Origin of the sequence: Rhizobium rosettiformans (assembly GCF_016806065.1) — a bacterium.
Taxonomy (GTDB): Bacteria; Pseudomonadota; Alphaproteobacteria; order Rhizobiales; family Rhizobiaceae; genus Allorhizobium.
Window position 1 is genome coordinate 1,349,833 of sequence record NZ_CP032405.1, and the last position, 15,425, is coordinate 1,365,257.

The window sequence follows — 15,425 nt, forward strand, 5'->3', positions numbered from 1 at the left end:
GGGGCTTGTGCGCACTGCCAGGATCGGCTGCTGAGAGGGCAGGGTGGTCGTCAGAGACGCGCCGCAACCAGGGAGGCGAGCGGGGCAATAGGATGATCTTTGTCGCTGATCCCCAGCCGATCGCCGAGGTAGTGCCAGAACGACAGGCCGAGCTTCTGGCAGGTCTTCGAAAGGCCCAGCATGCTGTCGCGCGCCTGGCGGCCGTTGCGACTGACGGTGCCCCCGGAAATCTTTCGCTTGATGACAAAGCCCCGCAGATCGCGCTCCGACGCATTGGTGTGAAGCGGGATCTCCGGCCGCTCAAGAACCATGAGCAGCTCCGGCTTGCGACGCCTCAGCCGAAACAGCAGTTTGTCGAGATCGCTGTAGCCGGTGCGGATCGAGAAAATCCGGTCGAAGCGAGCCCGCAGGCCCTTGGCCATAGCTGGGTCAGGCCTTCGTCGATAGGCTTTCAGAGCCTTGTAGAAGTGCCAGATGAGCTCGCGCAGGGTCTCGACGTGCTTCACCTGGCCGGGCGTGGCCGGCATCAGCTTTTGCAGCAGCCGTTCCGCATGCACCCAACACAGCGCGTGTGTACCAACCCGAAACTGCCCGGCATCGTCGGAGACGATCACCGCGTTTCCAACCAGGCCATGATGGCGGATGGCGCCCCATATGCCGGCCTCAGCGAATGGCCGAAGCGTCTCCGTGTCGAAGATGTCGATGCCATGTTCGGCGAGATGCTGGAGGAAGGGCACCCGGTTGGCAAACCGCAGCGGTTCATGGGTGTTCAACCGGGCAGCAAGGGCAGGGTCGACCTGCCGGTCTTCCAGCAGCGCGAAAGCGGCGTCGTTGAGAACATAGTCCTGATAGTTGCCGCGCAGCAGGGCGAGGAAGTTCAGCCTCGACTTCGAAGACGCCGTGCGAAAGGCTGTGAAATGCTCGCCGCCAATATGCGTCGTATGGAAATTGCGGTTGGCGTGACGGGCACCGGTGTCGTCGACGGTCACGTAGGGCGCAGACACAAGGCCGGCATGCAGCACGGCGGCATCCTCGGCATGAAAGCCATCCAGCCTTTCTGTCAGGAACCGCACCACTTGGCGTTTGGAGATCTCGACACCGACGTCGTTGAGCAACGTCGTCATTCGCTGCGTCGTGACCTGCCCATGCGCATGCAGCATCAGACAAAACCGCCGCAGATTGGGCCCAAAGCCACCTCGTATCCCCGCAGGCAGCTGTGCTGTGATGGTGTCTCCGTCCGGCGTCACCCAGCACTCCCGCCGGTAACGAACCACCTCGACCTTGAGCACCAGATCCCGGACAAAGCAGTCCTTGTAGCCCTTGAAGCGCGATCCGGGCGGTACACTGACAGCCAGCACCTCTTCACGCGTCACCCGCTTCGTGTCGTTCTTCGGCCCTCGCGGCCGGGGTGCGGGATCCTTGGCCGAGACCGCCTTGTCGCCCGTTGCTTTTTCCATGCCCGACGGTCTGAAGGGCGGGCGGGGTGGCAGGTTTTTCAGGCGTGCAATCTCGTCACGCAGAAGCTGGTTGTCGATCTTCAGTCGGGTGTTCTCGAGCCTGAGCTGATCGTTCTCATCGCGAAGCCTTTGGTTTTCAGCTTCGAGCTTCTCAATCCGGGCGTCTGCCCGATCAACACGCTCCACCAGGCCAGTCACGAGCTCTCGCAGCGCCTTCAGCGACAGCGTGTCGGCATGCTCGACCATGGGCAGGCGGCGCTTCGTCATAACGGGAGTGAATCATGAATTACCGGAAACAGGAATCCCTCGTGCCACCGGATTTGCTCCAGGTACGCTGCGGGGTAAGCGGGGCTAAAGCAGTGGCAATGGCGAGAAAACCTGCAGTTTCGGGGACTTGTGCACGCGGGCAGGACCGGCTGCTGAGAGGGCAGGGCGCTCGTCAGGGACGCGCCGCAACCAGGGAGGCGAGCGGGGCAATAGGATGATCTTTGTCGCTGATCCCCAGCCGATCGCCCAGGTAGTGCCAGAACGACAGGCCGAGCTTCTGGCAGGTCTTCGAAAGGCCCAGCATGCTGTCGCGCGCCTGACGGCCGTTGCGACTGACGGTGCCCCCGGAAATCTTTCGCTTGATGACAAAGCCCCGCAGATCGCGCTCCGACGCATTGGTGTGAAGCGGGATCTCCGGCCGCTCAAGAACCATGAGCAGCTCCGGCTTGCGACGCCTCAGCCGAAACAGCAGTTTGTCGAGATCGCTGTAGCCGGTGCGGATCGAGAAAATCCGGTCGAAGCGAGCCCGCAGGCCCTTGGCCATAGCTGGGTCAGGCCTTCGTCGATAGGCTTTCAGAGCCTTGTAGAAGTGCCAGATGAGCTCGCGCAGGGTCTCGACGTGCTTCACCTGGCCGGGCGTGGCCGGCATCAGCTTTTGCAGCAGCCGTTCCGCATGCACCCAACACAGCGCGTGTGTACCAACCCGAAACTGCCCGGCATCGTCGGAGACGATCACCGCGTTTCCAACCAGGCCATGATGGCGGATGGCGCCCCATATGCCGGCCTCAGCGAATGGCCGAAGCGTCTCCGTGTCGAAGATGTCGATGCCATGTTCGGCGAGATGCTGGAGGAAGGGCACCCGGTTGGCAAACCTCAGCGGTTCATGGGTGTTCAACCGGGCAGCAAGGGCAGGGTCGACCTGCCGGTCTTCCAGCAGCGCGAAAGCGGCGTCGTTGAGAACATAGTCCTGATAGTTGCCGCGCAGCAGGGCGAGGAAGTTCAGCCTCGACTTCGAAGACGCCGTGCGAAAGGCTGTGAAATGCTCGCCGCCAATATGCGTCGTATGGAAATTGCGGTTGGCGTGACGGGCACCGGTGTCGTCGACGGTCACGTAGGGCGCAGACACAAGGCCGGCATGCAGCACGGCGGCATCCTCGGCATGAAAGCCATCCAGCCTTTCTGTCAGGAACCGCACCACTTGGCGTTTGGAGATCTCGACACCGACGTCGTTGAGCAACGTCGTCATTCGCTGCGTCGTGACCTGCCCATGCGCATGCAGCATCAGACAAAACCGCCGCAGATTGGGCCCAAAGCCACCTCGTATCCCCGCAGGCAGCTGTGCTGTGATGGTGTCTCCGTCCGGCGTCACCCAGCACTCCCGCCGGTAACGAACCACCTCGACCTTGAGCACCAGATCCCGGACAAAGCAGTCCTTGTAGCCCTTGAAGCGCGATCCGGGCGGTACACTGACAGCCAGCACCTCTTCACGCGTCACCCGCTTCGTGTCGTTCTTCGGCCCTCGCGGCCGGGGTGCGGGATCCTTGGCCGAGACCGCCTTGTCGCCCGTTGCTTTTTCCATGCCCGACGGTCTGAAGGGCGGGCGGGGTGGCAGGTTTTTCAGGCGTGCAATCTCGTCACGCAGAAGCTGGTTGTCGATCTTCAGTCGGGTGTTCTCGAGCCTGAGCTGATCGTTCTCATCGCGAAGCCTTTGGTTTTCGGCTTCGAGCTTCTCAATCCGGGCGTCTGCCCGATCAGCCCGCTCCACCAGACCGGTCACGAGCTCGCGCAGCGCCTTCAGCGACAGCGTGTCGGCATGCTCGGCCATGGGCAGGCGGCGCTTCGTCATCACGGGAGTGAATCATGAATTACCGGAAACAGGAATCTGGAGGGTTCTGTGAGGTCCGGCCGCTGAGCGTGCGGCATTCACTGACCGGACCTCATTGAAGCCGGATTGAACGAAGGCGCGGGTTGTTTTGCGCTATGGGGATTTCGCCGCTGCGGTCGATGGCGTCTGGTGGGGTCGTGCCTCAAAGAACCGCGTTGATTGATGAGGCAGGAGAACCAAAGCGGCATACAGGATGTTTTGGGGTGCCCTGTCGGCGGGTTGAGATGGCTCTGACACCAGGCGCCGGTTCTTTTTATGTGCCACCGGCGTAATCGGCCAAAGCGTGGCTCCCGCGGCCGCTTGACATGCCGACGCTGATCGCTGGACTGATCGAATTCCGGGCATAGTCATGAACTGTCGTCCCATGCTGGTCGGCAGACAGGCTGGAGTGGGGTCCACGCGCCTATGATTGTCATGGCTCCACCGCAACAGGGGCATCGGTGTGCCACAGGTGTTGGCCCTGCCTCCGGTTCTTCGACCTGCTGTTCTGGCGGCGGGACGTTGAGCAGCCTTCGGCACAGGTCCAGCTTCACTTGCCGATGACCATTGGCAAGCAGACCGTAATGTCGAATGCGATGGAAGCCGTCCGGCACGGTGTGCAGCAGGAAACGACGGATGAACTCGTGCGCATCGAGTGTCATCAGCTTCTGGACGCCGCCGGTTCGGTAATCCTTCCATCGAAAGGTGACGCGGTCACCGTCCATGCTGACGAGGCGGGAATTGGAGATGGCGATGCGATGGGTGTAGCGACCTAGATAGGCCAGCACCTGTCCGGGTCCTGCAAATGGTGGTTTTGCATAGACGACCCATTCGATACGGCGGGCCGCTTTAAGGGTTCGATTGAAGGCAGCCGGATCAGCCAGGCCGGCAATGTCGCCGAAGAACTGAAGCTGGCCGAGCTCGAAGGCCTGCTTCAAGTGTTCGAGAAACAGCCGCCGGAACAGGCGGGACAAAACGCGCACGGGCATGAAGAAGTTTGGCCTGAAAGCAACCCATCTGGATCGCTCGACAGACAATCCGCCGCCCGGCACGATGCAATGGACATGCGGGTGATACTGCAGGTTCTGGCCCCAGGAGTGCAGCACCGCGATGAAGCCAATCTCGGCACCGAGATGTCTAGGATCGGCCGCAAGCCTGCGCAGCGTCTCGGCGACGGCGCGAAACAGGATGGCATAGACCGCCTCCTTGTTCTGGAAGGCGATTGCCGCAATCGCTTGCGGCACGGTGAACACGACGTGGAAGTAGCCGATCGGTAGCAGGTCTGCCTGCCGCGCTGCAAGCCAGTCGCGGCTTGCCTGTCCCTGGCATTTTGGGCAATGCCGGTTGCGGCACGAATTGTAGGCGATGCGGAGCGTGTCACAATCCTGGCACTGCTGGACATGGCCGCCGAGGCGCGCGGTCCGGCACATCTCGATGGCGCTCATGACCCGACGTTCGACACGCCCGAGATGAGCGTCGTGTGTTAGACGATATCGTTCCCCGTGGCGGCGAAAGATGTCCGCCACCTCCAGTCCCGCCACCATGGCGAGACGTCCTCAGCCCGGCGGCACCACCTCCAGCGTCAGGCGGTCGAGGGGGCTGGTCGTGCTGCGGATCAGCCGATTGGAAACCTTCGTGTAGCGGGCCGTGGTGGACAGATTGTTGTGGCCGAGGAGAACCTGGATGATCCGAATATCGGTTCCGCTTTCCAGAAGATGGGTGGCAAAGCTGTGACGAAGTGTATGCACCGTCACCCGTTTGTCGATGCCAGCGGCAGTCCGCGCCGAACGGCAGGCCGAGTGCAAGACTTGGACACTGATCGGCATAGTCTCGTCCCTGCCCGGAAACAGCCAGAACTGCGGTCGTGCTAGTTTCCAATAAGCGCGAAGGATGCCCAGTAACTGTGCCGAGAGCATCACGGTTCGGTCCTTGCCGCCCTTGCCATGCTCGACGCTGATGACACCTCGTTCACTGTCGATGTTGCCGACTTTAAGACTGACAGTCTCTGAGGCGCGCAGCCCTGCCGCATAAGCCGTCGTCAGTGCTGCTCTTGTCTTCAGGCTTGGTATCGCTTCGAGAAAGCGCACGATCTCGTCGCCATTCAATATCGTCGGCAGCTTGGATGGCGTACGGGGATAGGCGATGCGCTCCGGTATATCATCATGCCCAAGGGTGACGCCAAAGAAGAACCGCAGCGCACAGACCGTCTGGTTCAAGGCCGGCCATGACAGGCCCGTCGACACCAGATGCACCTGAAAGGCGCGCACGTCTTCCAGTCCAAGTCGGTCTGGCGATCGCCCGAAATAGCGCGAGAACTTCGTCACCGCATGCAAATAGGATCGCTGCGTCGCCGGCGACAGGTTGCGGATTGTCATGTCCTCGATCATCCGCCGGCGTAGAGGGCTCATCTTACTCATGATAATCTCCCGTTCAAAGGTTGGCCAAAACAGCCAATCCTTCAAACCAGAGACACGCCATGCAAATCAGACGCCCCAACTGCCGCGAAAGCGGCTTCGTTCAATCCCCGGTGCCACCGGATTTGCTCCAAGTACTGCTGCGGCCGATCTCCGAGGCCGCCGTCGCGCTTGCCCGCCTCGACGAGCGCATCGCCCGTTCTTCCGTTGGCGAGGGCTTTCTCGAGCGCTCGCATTTCCTCGATGCGCATGCCTCGCTCTGGGTTGACGGTGAACTCGTTCATCTTGAAGACCTCGTCCTGCATGACGCGCTCCGGGACATCCGCGCCCCCACTCATGAACTGACGGTCGCCCGCGACATCCTGAAAACCCGCCGTCGCATCGCCGCCCATCCACCGGCCTGGGCGCTCTCTGTTCAAGGCCTCGCTTCGCTGCGCGGGCGGGCGTGGCCCGCGGCATCATCGGGTGACGACGGGGAGGGTTTGCCGGATGGGAATGTTGAGGTGAGCGACACTCGGGCTGAGGTAGGGGAGGCCGGAGATCCTGATGCCGACGGTCTGAGTGATGCGTTTGCCGCGATCGATGCGGTGCTCGCCCGGTCGGAGGCCGCGATAGAAGAGGCGAAGAAGCCGGGTCGCGGCAAGAACGCTCCGGACAAGGATCCCTTCGTCTACGATCTCGACTGGGATGAAGACGAACGGCTGGAGGAGTGGCAAGCCGCGTTGGCTCGCGCCCAGGACTTGCCGTCAGTCCTTCGGGCCATCGTCGCCCTCGATGCCTGGAATGAAATCGCCGTCCTCCAGCATGCGCCCTGGCTTGGGCGGCTGCTGGCCGCATCGGTCCTGCGCGAAGGTGGCGTTACCACAAGCGGGCATCTCGTTGCGATCAATCTTGGGCTGAAAGCCATCCCTGTCGATCGGCGCCGGCATCGAGATCGCGAGACGCGGTTACTGGCGATATCAAGGGCGCTGACGATTGCTGCCGAGACGGGGCTCAAAGAACATGACCGGTTGGTGCTGGCGCGGCAGATGATGATGCGCAAGCTCGAGGGGCGGCGGGCATCGTCCAGGCTGCCGGAGCTGGTCGAGCTTGTCATGGCGCGGCCGCTGATCTCGGCAGGCATGGTGGCGAAGACGCTTGAGGTCACGCCTCAAGGCGCGCGTCGCATCGTTCAAGAGCTCGGCCTTCGCGAGATGACGGGCAGGGGGAGGTTTCGGGCGTGGGGGATTTTATGAGTTCTGACCGGCAGACATAAAAAGGTTATGCTAACTTCGGGGCGGGGCCGCTAGACCGTCACTTAGTTCCGCGGAACGGTATAGTAAGGGATTGGTTGTTAACCTTGGGGGAATTGCGTTGCAAATTGCGCTGCAGCTGATAGTCCAAAAGCAGAACGAAACGGCAGATTACGATGACCACCGCTCGCCACATTGTGACTCTTCTGAAAAGCCACATCGCCGGCGATGAGGACCGTTTCCTGTCGACGGCTCTCCAGTTGGCCGCCCATGAGGCGCGGCAGGGGCATGGTAAGCTGGCGCAGGAGGTTAAAGATCTCGTTGATACAGCAAAGACGCGCCAGCCGAGCATGCGCCGGGCGGGCGGGGCGATCGTACTTGTGCAGCCGAAGGGTGAACTCGCCGGTCTGCTGAGTGCCCGTTACCCCGACATCCGCCTAACAGACATGGTTCTGGCACAACCCCTTCGCCAACGTCTCGATCGTATTTTAGCCGAGCAGCGGCAGCAGGCGAGCCTCCAAAGCCACGGACTTCAGCCGCGCCGCAAGATCTTGCTCGTCGGTCCGCCGGGCGCCGGCAAGACGATGACGGCGAGCGCCTTGGCGGGAGAACTGCATCTTCCCTTGTTCACCATTCTCTTGGACGGCCTCATCACAAAGTTTATGGGCGAGACCGCGTCGAAGTTGCGCTTGGTTTTCGATGCCATGACCGCGACCCGCGGCGTGTATCTCTTTGATGAGTTTGATGCGATCGGAGCGAAGAGGGGAGACCGGCAGGACGTCGGAGAAATCCGGCGTGTGCTCAATTCCTTCCTTCAATTCGTAGAACAGGATGAAAGCCAGGCCTTAATCGTCGCTGCGACGAACCATCCCGAACTACTGGACCGGGCGCTTTTGCGTCGTTTCGACGACGTTATCGAATACACGCTTCCGGATGTGTCACTCATCGAAGCGATCCTTCGTAACAGGCTTGATCGCTTCGCAACACCCGAACTGTCGTGGGTAGATGTCGCGAACGCGGCACACGGCCTTTCGCCGGCAGATATTACTCGTGTGGCTGACGACGCCGCCAAGTCCGTCATTCTGGATAATTCGGGCACGGTCACTGCTGCAAGCATATTTGACGCGCTTGCCGAGCGCCGCTTGGCTGCCCAAGCTATGGATGCGAGCAACAGGCCATAATGGCAACCGGACCACGCGATCGCCCGCATTTCCTGCTGAGAGATAACGGCGCGGCAGAGCCATACCGGCGCCCAAACCGGAAAATTGACCCACCGGCGCTACCTCAACGCAATAGGCAGGCTCATGCCCAGGCGCTGGCGTTGGCAGTCGGAGGAGCTGTCGCGGCGGCAGAGCAGCAGCTTGCCGAAACCGGGGTAACAGCCTTTGAGACGCGCGGTTTCTATCTCGAGTTCGATCTTCCTGCCTCCGAGGGGGCCGCAATCGACCAGCTCGCGAACAGACAACAAAAAATGGAGGTTGTCGCAGTCCGCGAGCCGGAAGGCGACGGCGGTATCGTCAAGGCCTCGGTATTTGTGCCCGAGCGTGCAAAAAACTACTTCCTAAACAAGATTGAGCAGTATCGATCGACGGACACCGACAAAGGGCGTCCTCGAAATGAGCCTCTAATTTCAAGGATCGAAACCGCACAGCTGGCATCCGCGCGTTCTCTCTTCACGGATGACGCAGCGCTGTTTCCACCCGACCAGCAACTCGCGGTGTGGTGGGAAATCTGGTTGCGCGAAGGCAGGCGTGAGAAGTTTGAAGCCATAGCGGCCGCTTTGGAAATAGAGCTGCGCCAGCACGCCATCCGGTTCCCCGAGCGCGAAGTCGTCTTGGCGTTGGCAAGCACCGTGACCATGGATCGCGTCGTTGCTCGCAGCGATACCATCGCTGAGTTGCGCCGGGCAAAAGATACGCCAGCGTTTTTCAAAGGTCTTGGAGGTGCAGAACAAAGAGCTTGGACAGACGATCTCGCTGGTCGCGTTCAGGTCTCGCAGACTGCCGGTGACGTTGCTATATGCCTTTTGGACAGCGGGGTCCGCCGCACTCATCCTTTGATCGAGCCGGTGTTGTCGATCGATGATTGGCATACGATCAATCCGGCTTGGGGCGCCGACGACACGCCAGCTTGGCAGGGTCACGGCACGCGAATGGCCGGAGTAGCACTTTATAACGATCTGATTGATCCGCTTGCTTCTGAGGACGCTGTCGAACTGCAATATCGGCTGGAAAGTGTTAGAATTCTGCCACCTGGCGACGCGGATGAAAACCGACCTGATCTCTACGGCGCGATTACCGGTGAGGCGATTGCTCGAGCCGAGATTCAGGCGCCGCACAGAAGTCGGGTCGTAGCGACTGCTATAACAAGCACGGCTCCTTCGCGGGGGCGAGCCTCATCCTGGTCTGCTTCGATCGACCAACTCTGCTTCGAGACGGATGCGCAGCGGTTGATCCTGATAGCTGCTGGAAACATACGGGTTGACTTAAGCCCTGCGGATCACTTGGTTCGCAACGATATCGAACCGCTAGATGATCCAGCGCAAGCTTGGAACGCAATCACCGTCGGGGCTTTCACCAACAAAGTTGACGTTATCGATGCGCCTTTTGCCGGCTACGCCCCGATCGCGCCCGCTGGAGAACTGTCTCCGGCGAGCAGGACCTCCGTCACCTGGGATCGTCAGTGGCCGGTCAAGCCGGACATCGTCATGGAGGGCGGGAACCTGGCGCATGACGGCGTCAATCCTGGTGAGCCGATTGATGACCTGCGCATTCTGACGACGCACTTCCGGCCCGAAAACCGCTACTTCTCTACGATTGGCGACACCAGTTCCGCAACCGCGCAAGCTGCCAAGCTCGCGGCAGAGATCATGGTCAGCCGGCCGGGGCTCTGGCCCGAGACTGTCCGTGCTTTATTGGTTCATTCTGCCGAATGGACACCTGCGATGGCCGCCCGCGTCACGGCCTGCCACGGCAACAAAACGCAATTGCAATCGATTTTGCGCCGCTACGGTTACGGCGTGCCAAATCTCGGCAGAGCGCTGCTTTCCGCCAATAACGATCTGACTTTGATGATCGAGGACGACATTCGACCCTTCCAGCGAGAAGGGAGCGGATCAGTCAAAATGAGAGATATGAAGCTTCATCTGCTTCCTTGGCCGAAGGACAATCTGCTGGCCTTGGGCGCTGAGCCTGTCGAGGTCCGGGTCACGCTGTCCTATTTCATCGAGCCGAACCCCGGCGAGCGAGGCTGGACTAGGCGTCACAGATACGCTTCTCACGGATTGCGCTTCCAGATGAAAACAGCCACGGAATCCGTCGACGAGTTCCGTGCCCGCATCAACCAGGCTGCCCGAAACGAGGAAGAAGGTACACCCGTCAACGTCGGCGAAAGCTGGTTATTGGGTACATTCCGCGACAGCGGATCGCTGCATTCGGATGGTGGCGTCGCCTTAACCGCCTGTTTTAGCCGACTTGATATTCGGATTGTCATGACCGAATTCCCTGCCGCCCACTTCAGACGCCACCGCTTTCCTGCCGAGATCATCACCCATGCGGTCTGGCTGTATTTCCGATTTCCGCTCAGTTTACGCGACGTCGAAGATCTGTTGGCCGAGCGCGGCATCAACGTCTCATTCCAGACCGTCTCGGAATGGGCGGCGAAATTTGGCTTGAAGTTCGCCAATCAGCTCCGACGCCGCTCACGAGGCCAGTTTGCCGACAAGTGGCAGCTCGATGAGATGGTGGTGACGATCAAGGGAAAGAAATACTGGCTGTGGCGCGCCGTCGATGCCAACGGCTACGTTCTCGACGCCCTCTTGCAAAGCCGAAGGAACAAGGCAGCAGCCTTGCGTCTGATGCGCAAACTGCTCAAGGGTCAAGGCATCGCCCCGCGCGTGATGCTGACCGACAAGCTGCGTTCCTATTCGGCTGCGAAGGCGGATTTGATGCCGAAGGTCGAACATCGCTCGCACAAGGGATTGAACAACCAGGCTGAAAATTCCCATCTTGCTGTGCGACGACGAGAGCGGCGCATGATGCGCTTCAAGTCCGCGCGGCAATGTCAGCGTTTCGTCTCCACTCACGGCCAGATCGCCAATCTCTTCCTTCTTCACCGCAAAGACTTGACCGCCGCAGACCATCGTCAGCTTCGCACTCACGCCATCTCGACCTGGCGGGAAATCGCTTTGTCGATTGATGCGTGAAGTTCAGGTCGAAGAGACTACCGCATCCCAAACTCGGTTAAGGCGACGCCACCTGGTGAGGTTCTACAACCAGCGCGGCACCGCAGAGCAGCACATCAAGGAAGGCAAATATGCCTTTCGCTGGACGCGGCTGTCATGCCGGAAGTTCCGGCACAACGAGGTGCGGCTGCAACTGCACGCGCTGGCCTACAACCTGGCAACCTTCCTGCGCTGCATCGAACTGCCCGAGGCCATGGCGGACTGGTCGTTGACCAGCCTGCAACTCAAGCTGATCAAGATCGGCGCCCGCGTCGTCCGCCACGCCCGCGCCATTACCTTCCAGTTGGCCGAGGTCGCCGTCACCGGCCCGATGGTGCGGGCCGTCCTTGCCGCCATCCGCCGTCTTCGAACGCCTCCGTCATGCGCATGACCACGATCCATGCCCAAGCTGAACGAAAGCGGCAGGACAGGTCCGTCTGCCGCGCGGAAAAGCGGCTCTGCCGGGCCAGAATGCTGCGGGTTCGAGGCTTGATCCACCCGACTTCGGCCGTTTGCGCGACGACAGACACCGCTCGGGGCGAAAAACGCTTGCCCAGCGAGCAAAATCAGGCGATCTTGAAGTCAAGCGGCAGGCCACTTGGGGAATGTCGGATGAATAGGAGTGCCCAGTATGGCCGACCTCGTAGTACTTGATTTTGACGGAACTGACACGGCTGACATCGTGCTCGGCAAATTGCGCGAACTGCGCAAGGAGCATCTGATCGACATGCTCGATGCCGTGGTTGTCATCCGCCCCGAGGAAGGGGACATACAGATCAAGCAATCCGTCAATCTGACCGCGATCGGCGCGAGCAGCGGGCTGAGCACGGGGGCGCTGGTCGGCACTCTTGCCGGTCTGCTTGTCCTCAATCCGATGGCGGGTTTCGCGATTGGCGGCATGGCGGGCGCCGCGATGGGTGCATTGAGCGGTCGGCTGTCGGATTACGGAATAAACGACCAGTTCATCAAGGATCTTGGCGAGACCATCAAGCCCGGAACATCGGCACTTTTCGTGCATGTGGCAAAGGCAACGACCGACAAGGTCGTCGCCGAGATCAAACAGTACGAGCCGCGCATTCTCAAGACATCGCTGTCGAAGGAACAGGACGACAAGTTGCGCGCTCTTCTTGCCGGGCCCGCGCTTTCGGGGGACGTGTCTGCGGCGGGCTGAGGCGCGTCGGGCTGCAACACGGCGCTTCGGCGCAAGGATCGTCAGGCCGATGCAATCCGGGCATCGGCCTTTCGCCGAGCAAGCATTCTCTGGACAACCTGCGCAACTCGTCCGACTGTGGTGCTTCAGATGTAAACCCGTCACCATGGAAGAGATCGTGCGAACCCAGATCATGATCATGCGCGTTTCGGTCGATTTCAGTCGTTTCACGTTTATCCTTGTGACCCTGGCCCTGCTGGTTCTGGTAGGCTGCAGCCGCACGCCGGAGATCATTGGCATCGACAATCCAGAGCTTCGGGCCGAGGCGGAGGCGCTCAGCACACGCCACCGCATCTTCATCACCAGCACGCGGGCCCCCTCGGACGAGCCGGGTGCCTTGCTGTCGGCCAACCGGGCCCGAACGCTTGGGCTCGCGTCGGTGGATGTCCTCGTTCCGCCCACGCATGTTCTCGGCCAGCTGGAACGGCCCACGCGCCTTCCGCCCGATCCGAGCCAGCATTTTATGGCCGTCGATCCCGTGACCTAGGTTCTGTCGCAAATATTTCGGGCATCGTATAGCCCGGTATGATGCGGCGCTGTATGAGGTGACTTCGCAGGGTGGCGTCGCCTTAACCGCCTGTTTTAGCCGACTTGATATTCGGATTGTCATGACCGAATTCCCTGCCGCCCACTTCAGACGCCACCGCTTTCCTGCCGAGATCATCACCCATGCGGTCTGGCTGTATTTCCGATTTCCGCTCAGTTTACGCGACGTCGAAGATCTGTTGGCCGAGCGCGGCATCAACGTCTCATTCCAGACCGTCTCGGAATGGGCGGCGAAATTTGGCTTGAAGTTCGCCAATCAGCTCCGACGCCGCTCACGAGGCCAGTTTGCCGACAAGTGGCAGCTCGATGAGATGGTGGTGACGATCAAGGGAAAGAAATACTGGCTGTGGCGCGCCGTCGATGCCAACGGCTACGTTCTCGACGCCCTCTTGCAAAGCCGAAGGAACAAGGCAGCAGCCTTGCGTCTGATGCGCAAACTGCTCAAGGGTCAAGGCATCGCCCCGCGCGTGATGCTGACCGACAAGCTGCGTTCCTATTCGGCTGCGAAGGCGGATTTGATGCCGAAGGTGGAACATCGCTCGCACAAGGGATTGAACAACCAGGCTGAAAATTCCCATCTTGCTGTGCGACGACGAGAGCGGCGCATGATGCGCTTCAAGTCCGCGCGGCAATGTCAGCGTTTCGTCTCCACTCACGGCCAGATCGCCAATCTCTTCCTTCTTCACCGCAAAGACTTGACCGCCGCAGACCATCGCCAGCTTCGCACTCACGCCATCTCGACCTGGCGGGAAATCGCTTTGTCGATTGATGCGTGAAGTTCAGGTCGAAGAGACTACCGCATCCCAAACTCGGTTAAGGCGACGCCACCCCATCGCCAGCTTCGCACTCACGCCATCTCGACCTGGCGGGAAATCGCTTTGTCGATTGATGCGTGAAGTTCAGGTCGAAGAGACTACCGCATCCCAAACTCGGTTAAGGCGACGCCACCACCGCAGCGGCTGCAATCCGCAACTCGCTGCCGGATGGCGGCAACATCGAGACCATATTGTCCAAGGTTCGTCTCCTTCAGACAGCGCTGGGGGACACGCCAATGCACGGACTGGATGGTGCAGGCTATGCTGGGTTGGGGAAGTCGATTTGCGCAGCTATCGGAGAGATCGTCGGCGCCAAGCTACCTGAAGGTCGAACGCCATATCACGAACTGGTCTCTTGGGTGAGCGGTACGCAGCGAGCCCATCCCATAGAATCGAGAAAACCCCTATGCAGCAGAGCGGATGCACGTTCTCGAAAACGTTATCATGCCAGCAATGGAGCAGCGCACTATCCGCGCATGGCATTACACTCCTGATCCTCCGCTGATCAGTATGAGTTTCAGATGTACGGGCCGGTGGTCGGCTGATCATTGAGCCCGAGAGCATGCCTTGCGTCATCAGCGTCCGGGGGCACAAGAGATGGTAAGCGGCGCCACGAAAGAAATTGTACCGAGCATCAGCCGGGGACCGACAGGGAGTTCTAGTCCCTAGTCAGATTATTGCGCATCATGAGCACCGGAGCCGATCATGATCGTCCTTTTGACAACGCCTCATACGGGAGCTTCAAAGGCAGCGCCTCCTGCAACAGGACATGTCATCCTTACTGGGGAGAGCCTGGCCTTTGGAGACGGACGTATCGATGATGATCTGCTAGCAGGTTCTAATGGATCAGGAGAGGGCGTTTCTTGATACGCTCGCCATCACCAATCATTTGTCGATCGGAGCCAATGGGCGGTTCACCTGCTTTACAGCGACGAGCCTTCGATCAGGGCCAATCCCATGAAGACCAGCGTACTTCAAGCCTAGGCTTGTATCCATGATGTAGATGGTCAGTCCGCTGAACCTGCGGCCCAATTGTTGAGCCAAGCCCCGAGAGAAAAAACAGCGGCTGCGGCCACGCCGGCTCCCAGTATGTCGATCACATATCCGAAAAGCGGAACGCTCCGAGGACGGTCGATGTAAAAGAGAAATGCCGACATGCATAGGCAGCCCAGCACGAGGCCCCAAGTGGCGGATCTAATAATGCCGATTCTTTTCACCTTCTGCACCTCCGCGTTCAGCATACGGCCCGCTGCAGACAATGTCGATTCGTCGCTCGCAACATCGCGGTATAACCCGACATTCCCCAAGTGGCCTGCCGCTTGACTTCAAGATCGCCTGATTTTGCTCGCTGGGCAAGCGTTTTTCGCCCCGAGCGGTGTCTGTCGTCGCGCAAACGGC

10 protein-coding genes and 2 pseudogenes are annotated in these 15,425 nt (G+C 60.2%); 8 read left to right on the forward strand and 4 right to left on the reverse strand.

The window, feature by feature from the left end:
- Window positions 1-50: 50 nt before the first annotated feature.
- From D4A92_RS06405 to D4A92_RS06420, 4 genes are all read right to left on the reverse strand, one after another.
- Window positions 51-1,724 carry an IS66 family transposase gene (locus tag D4A92_RS06405; protein ID WP_203018834.1) on the reverse strand — a complete coding sequence of 558 codons (1,674 nt, stop codon included), beginning with the start codon at window positions 1,722-1,724 and terminating at the stop codon, window positions 51-53.
- A gap of 172 nt (window positions 1,725-1,896) precedes the next feature.
- Window positions 1,897-3,570 carry an IS66 family transposase gene (locus tag D4A92_RS06410; protein WP_203018836.1) on the reverse strand — a complete coding sequence of 558 codons (1,674 nt, stop codon included), beginning with the start codon at window positions 3,568-3,570 and terminating at the stop codon, window positions 1,897-1,899.
- Window positions 3,571-3,956: 386 nt separating this feature from the next.
- Window positions 3,957-5,132: an IS91 family transposase gene (locus D4A92_RS06415; protein ID WP_203018818.1), complete on the reverse strand. Its 1,176-nt coding sequence runs from the start codon at window positions 5,130-5,132 to the stop codon at window positions 3,957-3,959.
- A 12-nt stretch (window positions 5,133-5,144) separates the two neighbouring features.
- Window positions 5,145-6,005, reverse strand: a complete 861-nt coding sequence (locus D4A92_RS06420) for a tyrosine-type recombinase/integrase (protein ID WP_203018820.1) — start codon at window positions 6,003-6,005, stop codon at window positions 5,145-5,147.
- Window positions 6,006-6,064: 59 nt separating this feature from the next.
- Here D4A92_RS06420 and D4A92_RS06425 point away from each other — a divergent pair, with 59 nt between their 5' ends.
- From D4A92_RS06425 to D4A92_RS06460, 8 genes and pseudogenes are all read left to right on the forward strand, one after another.
- The gene (locus D4A92_RS06425) at window positions 6,065-7,237 is read left to right on the forward strand and encodes an RHE_PE00001 family protein (protein ID WP_203018838.1); all 1,173 of its coding nucleotides are present in this window, start codon (window positions 6,065-6,067) and stop codon (window positions 7,235-7,237) included.
- 173 nt (window positions 7,238-7,410) lie between these two features.
- Window positions 7,411-8,415 (forward strand): AAA family ATPase, encoded by a 1,005-nt coding sequence (locus tag D4A92_RS06430; RefSeq protein WP_097143403.1) that lies wholly within the window; start codon window positions 7,411-7,413, stop codon window positions 8,413-8,415.
- A pseudogene (locus D4A92_RS25310) lies at window positions 8,415-10,673 on the forward strand (S8 family peptidase); the annotation flags it as partial. The gene D4A92_RS06430 and the pseudogene D4A92_RS25310, both read left to right, overlap by 1 nt.
- A 51-nt stretch (window positions 10,674-10,724) precedes the next feature.
- Complete coding sequence (locus tag D4A92_RS06440; protein ID WP_037095196.1) at window positions 10,725-11,438, forward strand: IS6 family transposase; 714 nt, start codon at window positions 10,725-10,727, stop codon at window positions 11,436-11,438.
- 52 nt (window positions 11,439-11,490) lie between these two features.
- Window positions 11,491-11,847 (forward strand): annotated as a pseudogene (locus tag D4A92_RS06445) (transposase); the annotation flags it as partial.
- A 240-nt stretch (window positions 11,848-12,087) separates the two neighbouring features.
- The gene (locus tag D4A92_RS06450; RefSeq protein ID WP_203018840.1) at window positions 12,088-12,627 is read left to right on the forward strand and encodes a DUF1269 domain-containing protein; all 540 of its coding nucleotides are present in this window, start codon (window positions 12,088-12,090) and stop codon (window positions 12,625-12,627) included.
- 157 nt (window positions 12,628-12,784) lie between these two features.
- Complete coding sequence (locus D4A92_RS06455; RefSeq protein ID WP_203018842.1) at window positions 12,785-13,153, forward strand: hypothetical protein; 369 nt, start codon at window positions 12,785-12,787, stop codon at window positions 13,151-13,153.
- Window positions 13,154-13,274: 121 nt separating this feature from the next.
- Complete coding sequence (locus D4A92_RS06460; protein ID WP_037095196.1) at window positions 13,275-13,988, forward strand: IS6 family transposase; 714 nt, start codon at window positions 13,275-13,277, stop codon at window positions 13,986-13,988.
- Window positions 13,989-15,425 lie beyond the last annotated feature (1,437 nt).

What these genes read in the sequence shown, in the direction of transcription:
- D4A92_RS06450 (WP_203018840.1), top strand. Translation starts at nt 12,088, where the DNA reads ATGGCCGACCTCGTAGTACTTGATTTTGACGGAACTGACACGGCTGAC.
- D4A92_RS06440 (WP_037095196.1), top strand. Translation starts at nt 10,725, where the DNA reads ATGACCGAATTCCCTGCCGCCCACTTCAGACGCCACCGCTTTCCTGCC.
- D4A92_RS06460 (WP_037095196.1), top strand. Translation starts at nt 13,275, where the DNA reads ATGACCGAATTCCCTGCCGCCCACTTCAGACGCCACCGCTTTCCTGCC.
- D4A92_RS06410 (WP_203018836.1), bottom strand. Translation starts at nt 3,570, where the DNA reads ATGACGAAGCGCCGCCTGCCCATGGCCGAGCATGCCGACACGCTGTCG.
- D4A92_RS06430 (WP_097143403.1), top strand. Translation starts at nt 7,411, where the DNA reads ATGACCACCGCTCGCCACATTGTGACTCTTCTGAAAAGCCACATCGCC.
- D4A92_RS06415 (WP_203018818.1), bottom strand. Translation starts at nt 5,132, where the DNA reads ATGGTGGCGGGACTGGAGGTGGCGGACATCTTTCGCCGCCACGGGGAA.
- D4A92_RS06425 (WP_203018838.1), top strand. Translation starts at nt 6,065, where the DNA reads ATGCAAATCAGACGCCCCAACTGCCGCGAAAGCGGCTTCGTTCAATCC.
- D4A92_RS06405 (WP_203018834.1), bottom strand. Translation starts at nt 1,724, where the DNA reads ATGACGAAGCGCCGCCTGCCCATGGTCGAGCATGCCGACACGCTGTCG.
- D4A92_RS06420 (WP_203018820.1), bottom strand. Translation starts at nt 6,005, where the DNA reads ATGAGTAAGATGAGCCCTCTACGCCGGCGGATGATCGAGGACATGACA.